Source organism: Coriobacteriia bacterium (genome assembly GCA_013334745.1).
Classification (GTDB): domain Bacteria; phylum Actinomycetota; class Coriobacteriia; order Anaerosomatales; family JAAXUF01; genus JAAXWY01.
The window spans coordinates 21,119-29,584 of the sequence record JAAXWY010000031.1 but is presented as its reverse complement, the minus strand read 5'-3'; the positions used below and the strand labels follow the sequence as shown (position 1 = coordinate 29,584).

The window sequence follows — 8,466 nt, the reverse complement described above, 5'->3', positions numbered from 1 at the left end:
AGGGCTACGGCTTCATCTCGCGTGAGGATGGCGACGACCTGTTCGTCCACTTCTCCGAGATCCAGGGCGATGGCTTCAAGACCCTCGACGAGGGTCAGGTTGTGGCGTTCGACGTCACCACCGGTCAGAACGGCAAGCTCCAGGCGAGCAACGTTCGCAAGGTCTAGCTCGTCGCACCATCTGCGATGAACTCACGAGGGCGGCTCCCATGGGGCCGCCCTCGTTGCGTTGTCTGGCAGGTGCTCGGTGTGTGTGGTGCGCACGCGTCCGGCGTGCTCACTCATCCGGTCGCTGCCGCCTCTGGGCCTTCTGGGCCGAGCGGCGCGATTTCGCCTCGAGCCGGCGCGCCACGGCGCCTTTAGACGGCTTCGTCTTCACGCGCTTGGGTCGTACTCGCTGCGCATCGACGATGCGCTCGCGAAGCCGCCTGAGCGCATCGTGCTTGTTGCGCAACTGGCTGCGTTCGCGCCGTGCGACGATGACGATGCCGCTCGGGCGGTGGATCAACCGCACCGCCGAGTCGGTCGTGTTGACCGACTGACCCCCCGGACCGGTCGCTCGAAAAACCTGCACGTCACATTCGCCGAGCAGGGCTTCATCGGTTTCGGGGATACGGTAGTCCGGCGGTAGGTGTGTCATTCGCCTATCGAGATCGCTCCGGTCGGGCACGCATCAGCCGCATCGCGGACGCAACCGTACTGCTCGGCGCCGGGCTCGGGTGTGATGACGTGCGAGTAGCCGTCGTCCTCGACGCGGAACACGTCGGGGCACAGGTCTTCACACGAACCGCAGCCGATGCACAGGTCTTCGTCCACACGAGGCTTCATGACATCCCCCTCAGATAATCGGCGCTCAACCCATTCGCGCCGCCGATTCGAGTCTACCCCGCAGGTGGCATGCGGCAAACGCTTCAACTCCGGCGATGTGCGAACCCGGCGGCCAGGAGGGAATATCGCAGTATTCACACTCCTTCACACGGAATTCACACGGCGGTGGCAGACTGGGCCGCGTAAGACTCGCGAACCGGGCGCAGAGGCGCTCTCACCGGAGGTGCACATGAGCACGAAGAAGGTCATCGGACTTGTCGCCGCGGCGCTTATCGCCGGGCTCGTCTTGGGTAGTTTCGGTATCGCCAACGCCGGTGGGAAGCTCGGTGCCAAGCCGGCCACCGTTACCGCCGCTCCTGCTGCCGCTCCCGCCACCGTCGCGTGTCCCAACGCCGCGAGTGGCGCCTGCACGAAGGCCGCCGACGGAACCTGCGCGACCGACGGCCAGTGTGCCAACGGCGGCGCGTGTGCCACTGACGGTGCGTGCGCGAACGCCGCGAACTGCGCCAATACCGCTTGCCCGAAGTCGGCAGCCGCTGCCGGCGGAGCAGCCGCATGCGCTCCCGGCGCTGACTGCAGTGCGTGTGGCTCGTGCGACACGGGTGCCGCCCAGTAGTTCTCGGCCACCGCGCAGCACAACAGATCGATCAAGTCGTCAGGCCCGGCACAGTGCCGGGCCTGACGTGCGTTTCGAGCGGGTAGAATCCTCATACGCGCTGGCGTGCGACGCGTATGCGAGCCCGCAACTTCGCGGTGCGAGAGGAGGTGACGATGTGGGCGAAGTGGTCGTCGGGACGTGTTCGTGGACCGACAAGACGATGATCGAGCGGTGGTATCCGCCCAAGACGTCGTCACCCGAGGCTCGGCTGCGCTACTACGCGGCGCGCTACGACACCGTCGAGGTCGATTCCACGTTCTACGGGCTGCCCCGCGAGGACTACGCGCGTCACTGGGCCGAGCGCACGCCTGACGGATTCACCTTCCACATCAAGGCGTACGGCTTGATGACCGGCCACGAGGTCGACGAGCGCTCCCTCGCACCCGAACTGCGCGACTACGACTACGAGCTCACGCACACCGGTCGCGTGCGCCACCCCGAGCAACGCATGATCGATCGCAGCTTCGAGCTCTTCGTCGATGCGCTCCAGCCGCTCGTGCGCGCGGGCAAGATGGGTGGCGTGCTCATGCAGTACCCCGCGTACATGACCGCGATCGACCGCCAGCACGCGCACGCGAATCTCGAAGTCATCGATCGCGCCGCAGCGATTCTCGATCCGCTGCCGGTATTCGTCGAGTTTCGACATGCGAGTTGGGTCACGGGGCCTCAGCTGGAGCAGACGATGAAGTTCCTCTCGGACCGCAACCTGACCTACGTCGCGGTCGATGCGCCGCGGATCCCCGGCTCCGCGGTGATGCCGCCGGTGACTGCGGCGACGTCTCGCCTCGGCTACGTGCGGTTCCACGGGCGCAACGCCGGCACGTGGAACGTGCGCACGGCGTCGGCGGCCGACCGCTTCGACTACGTCTACGACCGCGATGAACTCGCCGAGTGGACCGAACCCATCGGCCGGCTGGCCGGTGAGACAGAGCGCACCTGGGTGATGTTCAACAACTGCAAGTACGACTACGCACCCCGAAACGCCCGCGAGATGGCCGAGATACTCGGCGACGTGGTGGCGCCACGCGAGGGCGGGACGAAGACCGGCGAGCCGATCGACGGCGTAAGTTCGCAGGGGGACTCGGCGGGTGAACAGGCGACGCTGTTCTGACGCTGCCTGCCGCCTGTCCGCACATGACCGCGTTACACTCGGGAGACGACCGCTCGACTTGTGAGGAGCCGCACCGTGAGTACCGTGCTCATCGTCGATGACGAGGCAAACATCCGCGAGCTGGTCAGCGTCTACCTGCAGTCCGCCGGGTTCACGATCGAATGCGCTGCCGATGGCCCCGCCGCGGTGAAGCGCTTCCGAGAGGTCGGCCCCGACCTCGTCGTGCTCGACATCATGCTGCCGGGGATGACCGGCGCCGAGGTCTGCAAGGCGATCCGAGTCGAGTCGTCTGTGCCCATCCTCATGCTCACCGCGAAAGACACCGACGCCGATAAGGTCGCGCTGCTCGAGGGCGGCGCCGACGACTACGTCGTCAAGCCGTTCTCACCGCCGGAGCTGGTCGCCCGGGTGCGTGCGCTACTACGGCGCGCGGGCGAAGGGCATGGTTCCGCGGGCACTCCGGCGGCCGAGCCTGCTGCAGTACGCGTCGGTGGGCTTGCGATCGATCCGGCCACGCGCGAAGTCACGGTGGACGACGCGCCCATCGCGCTCACAGCTCGCGAGTTCGACATCCTGCTTGCGATGGCGCGCCGACCGGGCGTGGTGCTCTCACGCGACCAGTTGCTCGAGGCCGCAGTCGGCTACGCCGACTTCGCGGAGGCTCGCGGCGTCGACGTCCACATCCGCCACATCCGCGAGAAGCTCCGCGACGATGCCGCCGCTCCTCGATTCCTCGAGACGGTGCGTGGCGTGGGCTACCGCGTGCGCAAGGACGCGCCGTGAGCGACGCCGGCGCCCGGGGCTCGCGTCCGCGGCCGAGCACGGCGTCGCGCGCCCGCGCGTACGTGGTCGGTGGCACGCTACTCTCGCTCGTCGTCGCGTTCGGGGTGTTCGCTGCGGTGTGGTCGCAGTACGCCATCGGGCGGCGCACCGACGACCTCGCGCGACAGGTCGCCGTTCTCGCGAAGGGCCAGGCGGCCGCCGAGCAACTCGACGAGGCCGTCTCGGCGACCACTCGCGACCGCATGCTGCGCATCGAGGCCGGGCTTATCGGCGCAGCGCTCGTCGTCACCGATGACAGCGGCAAGGTGCTGCGCTCGACGGCCGGCACTTCCGCCGCGCCGCTGCCGCTCGGGCGGCTCAAGCCCACGCAGGTCGCGGACGTGAGCGCGGCTCGGCTGCGCACCGGTGCAGGCGTGCCGGTCGTGATGGTCGCGACGCCGATGGACGGCGGGCACGTGCTCGTCGCCATCCAGGGGCTCGCCGAGATCGGCCGCGCCCAGACCGGGCTACTCGCACTGGCGGGACTATCGCTTGTCGTCGCTGCCGTCGTCGCGTTCGTCGCCGGCGGCGTGCTGGCGCGTCGGCTCACCGCGCCGCTCGTGCGGCTTGAGTCCGCCGCCGATCACGTCGCGGCAGGCGAGCTGGGCACTCAGGTCGCCGAGGAGGGCGACGCCGAGACCGCGTCGCTGGCGCGCTCGTTTAACCGCATGTCCTCACGCGTGGCTGACGCGTACGCGGCGCAGAAGGCGTTCGTGGGCGACGTCAGCCACGAGATCCGCACGCCGCTGACGTCCATCCGAGGTTTCGCGCAGGCGCTTCTCGACGGCGTGGTGAGCGAACCTGACAAGCGAACCCACGCGCTCGAAGTCATCCGAGACGAGGCCGACCGTATCGCCGAGATGTCGTCGACGCTGCTGGCGCTCGCCGAGCTCGACGCGGGGTCGGTGCGCCTCGCATGCACGCCGGTCGACGTCGCAACGGTGCGTGACGCGCTCGCCGGGCGTTTCGTTGCGACCGCGGATGATGCCGGCGTCACGCTCGCGCTCGAACTCGATGACAACGCCCGTCCGCTCGGCGACGTCGACCGCGTCGTGCAGGTCGTCTCGGCGATCGTCGGCAACGCGATCGGGCACACGCCTTCGGGCGGGACCGTGCGCGTGCGCGCTGTCGCGGAAGGGGGCGCGTGGGTGGTTCGAGTCGCCGACTCCGGTCCGGGTGTACCCGTGGCCGATCGAGCGCGCATCTTCGAACGGTTCGCTCGGCTGGACTCGTCGCGGACGAGCAGCAGTGGCGGCGCCGGGTTGGGACTGTCGATCGCGTCACGCTTCGTCGAGCTCATGGGCGGGACGATCTCGGTGGGGGACAGCGATCTGGGTGGCGCGGAATTCGCGGTCACATTGCCGCTGGCGCGCTCGTGAGCCGTGAAGGCGGGCTGCTCGGCGGACATGTTGCTCAATGTAAACTCAACACGTGGTCAACCACCGCGCAACCGCAGGCTCCGATACTGAGAGCACGGAAGGTCACACCGTGCGGGTGCGCGGTAATCGATCGGAGTGCCTGAGATGAAGACCAGATCAATCGGAACCATCGCCGTCGCTGCAGCTCTTGTTGCCGCGCTGGCGGTGCCGATGTTCGCGCAAGCCACCGCCGGAAGCGGTACTGGTACCGGCACGGGCTCGGGCACCCAGCTGACCGCTCAGCAGCGCGCCGACCGAGCAGCGGCCCGCAAGGCCGCTCGCAAGGCGAAGAAGGACGCACTCGAAGCCGCTCGCAAGGCGAAGAAGGCAGCCCGCCAGGCCGCTCGCAGCAGCGAGGCTTCCGCCACCAAGGGGCAGCGCGAGGAGCAGCTCAAGAACCGCATCAGTAACATTCTGGCGGCGCGTGACCGTCGCTTCGACGCCGCCACCGCCAACATCACCAAGCGCATCGGTCGTGTGTCAGCGCTCACCGACAAGGTCGAGGGAGCAGGCGGCAACGTGGGTGGCGTGCGCAGCAGCCTCGACGCGGCCCGTGGCCACCTCGCCACAGCGCTCGCACTCGAAGCTGACGCGGCCGATCTGTTCAACGCAGTGCCGGGCGCCAGCAACCGACGCGCGGCGTTCACCACCGCCCGGGCGAAGGGCCGGGGCGCTGTCGCCGAACTGAAGCTCGCCCGCTCGTCTGTCCGCGACGCCGCTCAGGCCCTGCGCGTGATCGTCCGCGAGCTGCGTTCGCAAAACGCGACGGAGACGGTGAATGCCCAGTAGCCTGTCAGTCAGACTCGCCGCCATGGTGCTTCTCGCGACCGTTGTCGCCACCGCAGGAGGATGCGCGAAGCCGGCGGGACCCCAGATGAGCGATCAGTCGCAACTCGCGACCGCCACGGCGGACGCGAGTTCGTCTGCGTCTGCGAGCGGTTCGGCGGATGCGTCGGCAGCGGGCGGTTCGGCGGGAGTGAAGCCGACCGGTCCGCTCACGTCATCGGATGCCAAGGCGATCGAAGCCGAGCTCTCGGCGATCGAGAAGGAGCTCGAGAGCATGTCGCTGCCGGGTGATGGCGACTTTGGGGGTATAGAGTCAGGGCTGGAGTAGTCCAACCGCCCAAGCCCATCCTCGCCGAGGAGCCTCATGGTCTCGATGTACCTGCCCACGATCGACCGGCCCCTGTGGCCGTGCTTCGTGCTGTTGGCGGTGTTCATCCCCATCTCGATCTGGCACGAGATCCACTGGCGCCGCACGGTCAGGGACTACGCGGGCAAGCGCCGTGAGGTGGGAGCCACCGGCGAGTGGCCGACCGGTGACGTCCGATTCGCGCTGAGTATCCAGCCGGGACTGCTGTTGTTCGCGACCGTGCTGCTTGCGCTCATGGTCTGGCTCGGCGCGACAGCGCTGTTCACCTGGCCAAAGAAGCCGCTGCTGTTCCGAGAGCCGCTCAACTACTTCGACCGCCCCTATCTTGCAGCAATGCTCGTCGCCGGAACCGCCGCGGTGGTTGGAGCGCTGGCGCTCTGCGTCGACTTGTGGCGCTCGCCGTGGCGCGGCGTTGCTCGGCAGATACGGCGTGCGGTCCACGCGCGTCCGCGGGCGCGCGACGAGCGGATGGCAGCGGCGCTGCTGGTCGATCCGGGTGTCGCCGAGGGACGCCCGCTCGCGGCGCAGGCGGCTGCTGTGCCGCCGCCAGGGGCGCCGCCCACGGATGCACCGCCGGAGCCGCCGGGATACGCGCCCCGCAAGCCGCCGGACTAGCTCCCCGCGACCACGTCGCTTGTGCGGATGTCCTGCACCAGCTTGCCGTCCTGGATCTCGAGGATGCGGTCGGTGCGCTCGGCAATCGAGCGGTCGTGGGTGACGATCAAGAACGACGTACCGAGTTCCTTGTTGATCGTGCGGAACAGGTCGTACACCAGATTGGTGTTGATCGTGTCCAGGTTGCCCGTGGGTTCATCGGCGAGCAGGAGCGACGGCCGGTTCACGAGCGCGCGCGCGATCGCGACCCGCTGCTTCTGACCGCCCGAGAGCTGGTTGGCGTTCTTGCCCTCAAGACCGTCCAGCCCGAGCAGGTCGAGTGTCTCGAGCGCACGAGTCCGCAACTCGGCCGCAGGCAGTATGCCGCCGATAAGCGCCGGCATCTGCACGTTCTCCATCACCGAGAACTCCGGCAGCAGGTAGTGGAACTGGAACACGAAGCCGATGAGGTCGTTGCGCAGCTTGGCTCGGCCGTCCTTGTCCAACATCGACACGTCTTTGCCCTGGTAAGTGATGGCGCCGGTGGTTGGGGTGTCGAGCAGGCCGAGCATGTTGAGCAGCGTCGACTTGCCGCTGCCCGACTGGCCGATGATGGCCGCGAACTCGCCTTCGCACATGGTCACGTCCACTCCGGCGAGCGCCTGAGTGGCTGCGTCCCCTTCGCCGTAGACCTTGCCCAGACCGGTGGCCACGAGCAGTGTTCCCTCGTCGCAGGTATCAGGCACTCTGGATCACCTCGATCGGGTCGAGGCGCGATGTCGATCGTATCGGAACGATCGAGGAGAGCAGGGCGACGATGATGCCGATGAGCGAGGAGACGGCCACGAAGCTCGGTTGCATCTCGATCGTGAAGGGCGCGGGGGAGAGCTTGAACAGCGCGAGCAGCCCGAATGAGAAGAGCACGCCCGCGAGCGAGCCACCCATGCCCAGGATGGCGGCTTGGAACAGGAAGACCTGTCCGGCCGGCCGGTCACCAAGGCCCATCGCCTTGAGGATGCCGATCTGCCGCGTCTTCTGGACCGCCGCGATGGCGAGCGTGGATGCGATTCCCAGCGCGATCGCGATGAGCACGAACGCCTGGATCATGTAGCTGGAGACCGACTGTGCGGTGAGCCCGGCGAGCAGGTCGGCGTTCTGGCCCTGCCAGTCGAGTACCGAGACGCCGGGAAGCTGCTGGCTCCACTGCGCTGCGACCTGCGCTGAGTCGTAGGGCTGGACGAGCTGCATCTGCACGCTCGAGAACTCGTCGTTGGCCCATCCGAGAACGTTCTGCGGCACCGCAGGCGCGACGAACGCGTTTCGGAGGTTGAACTGTGCCGAGCCCAGGTCGAAGATCCCCGTGACCTTGAACGAGCCCGTCTGGTTGTTCGAGAACTTGAGCGAGATCGTGTCACCCACCGAGATGTTGAACTTCTCGGCGAACTCCTTGCCCAGCATGATCTCGCTGGGGCCGATGGATGCCTTGCCCTCGATGGTGCGCTTCGTGAGCTTGAAGATGCCGTCAATCTCCTGCAGCTTCCCGCCGATGACACCCAAAGTTGAGCTGTCGGTGCCGTTGCTGAACAGCACGGACACCGAGCGTATCGGCGCGACGGTGCCCGGCTTGACGCGCGGGTCGGATGCGAAGAGCTTCTGCATCTCGGGGGAGTACCGAACGGGGTCGGACTCCTTGATGGCCTTGACGGTGATGTGAGCCGCCGAGCCGATCGTGGTCTCGAGCAGGTTGGCCTGCAGCGACACGATGATCGAGCCCACGAAGATCTGCGTCGCGATGCCCACGCCGATACCGGCGATGATGAGCGCGGACTGACCGGGACTCGAGCGCAGGAAGCGCCATGCGATGCGCAGCGGCAGCATTCGCG

At 67.6% G+C, this 8,466-nt stretch carries 12 protein-coding genes; 8 read left to right on the top strand and 4 right to left on the bottom strand.

What is annotated here, in order from left to right; all coding sequences use genetic code 11:
* Positions 1-167 (top strand): cold shock domain-containing protein (locus tag HGB10_08545; GenBank protein NTU71850.1); only part of this gene is annotated, 167 nt, incomplete at its 5' end.
* 109 nt (positions 168-276) lie between these two features.
* Here HGB10_08545 and HGB10_08540 read toward each other — a convergent pair.
* Both HGB10_08540 and HGB10_08535 read right to left on the bottom strand, forming a co-directional pair.
* Positions 277-639, bottom strand: a complete 363-nt coding sequence (locus HGB10_08540; protein ID NTU71849.1) for a peptide chain release factor-like protein — start codon at positions 637-639, stop codon at positions 277-279.
* A complete protein-coding gene (locus tag HGB10_08535; GenBank protein ID NTU71848.1) occupies positions 636-827 on the bottom strand; it encodes a ferredoxin in 192 nt (63 codons plus the stop codon). Before HGB10_08535 ends, HGB10_08540 begins: the two co-directional genes overlap by 4 nt.
* Positions 828-1,056: 229 nt before the next feature.
* Between HGB10_08535 and HGB10_08530 the strand changes: the two genes are divergently transcribed.
* From HGB10_08530 to HGB10_08500, 7 genes are all read left to right on the top strand, one after another.
* Positions 1,057-1,443, top strand: a complete 387-nt coding sequence (locus HGB10_08530) for a hypothetical protein (GenBank protein ID NTU71847.1) — start codon at positions 1,057-1,059, stop codon at positions 1,441-1,443.
* A 157-nt stretch (positions 1,444-1,600) separates the two neighbouring features.
* Entirely contained in the window at positions 1,601-2,596 is a 996-nt protein-coding gene (locus tag HGB10_08525) for a DUF72 domain-containing protein (GenBank protein ID NTU71846.1), read from the top strand.
* Positions 2,597-2,671: 75 nt separating this feature from the next.
* Positions 2,672-3,379 carry a response regulator transcription factor gene (locus HGB10_08520; GenBank protein NTU71845.1) on the top strand — a complete coding sequence of 236 codons (708 nt, stop codon included), beginning with the start codon at positions 2,672-2,674 and terminating at the stop codon, positions 3,377-3,379.
* On the top strand, positions 3,376-4,797 hold the full coding sequence (locus HGB10_08515) for a HAMP domain-containing histidine kinase (protein ID NTU71844.1): 1,422 nt from the start codon (positions 3,376-3,378) through the stop codon (positions 4,795-4,797). The genes HGB10_08520 and HGB10_08515 overlap by 4 nt, the downstream gene beginning before the upstream one ends.
* A gap of 144 nt (positions 4,798-4,941) precedes the next feature.
* Complete coding sequence (locus HGB10_08510; GenBank protein ID NTU71843.1) at positions 4,942-5,625, top strand: hypothetical protein; 684 nt, start codon at positions 4,942-4,944, stop codon at positions 5,623-5,625.
* Positions 5,615-5,950 carry a hypothetical protein gene (locus HGB10_08505; GenBank protein ID NTU71842.1) on the top strand — a complete coding sequence of 112 codons (336 nt, stop codon included), beginning with the start codon at positions 5,615-5,617 and terminating at the stop codon, positions 5,948-5,950. Before HGB10_08510 ends, HGB10_08505 begins: the two co-directional genes overlap by 11 nt.
* A 36-nt stretch (positions 5,951-5,986) precedes the next feature.
* The gene (locus tag HGB10_08500) at positions 5,987-6,604 is read left to right on the top strand and encodes a hypothetical protein (protein NTU71841.1); all 618 of its coding nucleotides are present in this window, start codon (positions 5,987-5,989) and stop codon (positions 6,602-6,604) included.
* Here the strand turns inward: HGB10_08500 and HGB10_08495 are convergent.
* Both HGB10_08495 and HGB10_08490 read right to left on the bottom strand, forming a co-directional pair.
* Positions 6,601-7,329: an ABC transporter ATP-binding protein gene (locus HGB10_08495; GenBank protein NTU71840.1), complete on the bottom strand. Its 729-nt coding sequence runs from the start codon at positions 7,327-7,329 to the stop codon at positions 6,601-6,603. The two genes, HGB10_08500 and HGB10_08495, sit on opposite strands and share 4 nt — an antisense overlap.
* Entirely contained in the window at positions 7,322-8,461 is a 1,140-nt protein-coding gene (locus tag HGB10_08490) for an ABC transporter permease (protein ID NTU71839.1), read from the bottom strand. Before HGB10_08490 ends, HGB10_08495 begins: the two co-directional genes overlap by 8 nt.
* Positions 8,462-8,466: the final 5 nt, after the last annotated feature.